Below are 1,729 nucleotides of genomic sequence, written 5' to 3'. Positions count from 1 at the left end.
TGGTTGTTGCCCGTCAGCAGCGGCCCCGGCATGAAGGTGTCGGTCGGCTGTATGTCGGTGAGCGTGTTGGGCGCCGGCGCATTGGTTGCCGTCAACTGCCCCAGGTAATCTGGCGAGCCGGCTTCCTGAGCGCCGTTGGCCGCGACGGGATCCAGTATCGACGCGATCTGTTGATCCGTCAGCAGTGGAGGGTGGGTCGGGCTCGGGCTCGGGACGCCCTGTTCCGAGATGGAGAAACTGTCGTGCGGCAGGCCCCAGTTCACGACGCTGTCACGTACGATCGTCCTCTCGGAGTCGGCGGGGATCTCGATCCAGTTGCCTGAGTGGTGAGTTGGACTGAAAGTGATGGTATAGCTGCCGTTGGCATTGGGAGTGAACTGTGATAGTTCGACGCTGCCGAGAGAGTGGTCGCCGGTAGCCGAGTTGACGAAGGGGGTTGTCACACCGTTGCCGGCAAGGAACGTGAAGCTCACATCTCCGGTGCCGTTGGGACCGGCGGGGGGATCGATGGTCATCGTGTATGTATGGCTCGGCGAGAGCGGCAAAGACGTGTACTGGTCGTCTGGATTCTGATACACGAGAAGGTTTTGATTGTTGGCGCCGGGGGCGTCCCATCCGTACGGGGCGAATGGCATCGCAACGTTGTTCAGGTCGAGATAGTTAAACGCGACGGTCTGCGCGGCCATCATAGTCTGGAGAACGTTCTGCGCATACTCGTGGGTCATGGACAGATCAACCGGACTGATGAACGGGTACTGAGTCATCTCCGCTTGCATCTGTTGCTGTTCGGCGAGCAGGCTCTCAATCACGGGCAGCAGCGAATCCGACGTGGACAGGAGTTGCACCTGACTCGACAAGACCGGCCCGGCGGCGGTCACCTGCGGGGCCATCGTCGCTATCGCCAACACGCCGGCCGCCGCGGTTGCCACAGCACCGGCCGCTCCAGCGGCCCGGCGGCCGGTCCGGACGCGTCCGGCAGTCACCAGCGACGTCAAGCTGACAGTTGGCATGCGGTCCTCCGCTGGCGCGATCCGAGACTGGGCGTTTATCGTGACGGAGCTTAATCTGCTGCTGCGAGGCTGTAAAGAGATTCTTGACTCACCGAAGGTGCCCGCTTACAGCCCACCCCCCAAGCGGGTGTGGCTGCTGTTAGCTGAGGATCAGCCCCGACGTCGGCACCCCGGTGCCGGCGGTGACGAGGACGTGTTCGACGTCCTTGACCTGGTTCACCGACGTTCCCCGCAGCTGGCGCACGCCTTCGGCGATGCCGTTCATGCCGTGGATGTAGGCCTCGCCGAGCTGGCCGCCGTGGGTGTTGACCGGCAGCCGCCCGCCCAGTTCGATGCCGCCGTCGGCGACGAAGTCCTTGGCCTCGCCCCAACCGCAGAACCCCAGCTCCTCCAATTGGATCAACGTGAACGGGGTGAAGTGGTCGTAGAGGACCGCGGTCTGGATGTCGGCGGCCTGCAGTCCGGACTGCGCCCACAGCTGCCTGCCCACCAGCCCCATCTCGGGCAGTCCACCCAGCTCGGGCCGGTAGTAGCTGGTCATCGAATACTGGTCCGGACTCGCCCCCTGCGCGGCCGCGGTGATGACGGCCGGCCGGTTCGCAAGATCCTTCGCCCGCTCGGTCGAGGTGACGACGACCGCCACGGCGCCGTCGGTCTCCTGGCAGCAGTCCAGCAGCCGCAGCGGCTCGGCGATCCATCGCGAATTCTGGTGATCCTCA

The 1,729-nt window shown here is 64.4% G+C and carries 2 protein-coding genes; both read right to left on the bottom strand.

Going from position 1 to position 1,729, the window contains the following annotated elements:
• Nucleotides 1-1,010 (bottom strand): DUF1214 domain-containing protein (locus AC2VON_RS10075; RefSeq protein WP_486952824.1); only part of this gene is annotated, 1,010 nt, incomplete at its 3' end.
• A gap of 139 nt (nt 1,011-1,149) precedes the next feature.
• Nucleotides 1,150-1,729: thiolase C-terminal domain-containing protein (locus AC2VON_RS10070; protein ID WP_486952823.1), on the bottom strand; the 580-nt coding region annotated here is incomplete at its 5' end.

Source organism: Mycobacterium sp. TH-M82, from assembly GCF_057473605.1.
Note: the sequence above shows the minus strand (reverse complement) of the source record. Positions and strands in the feature narration are given on the sequence as shown.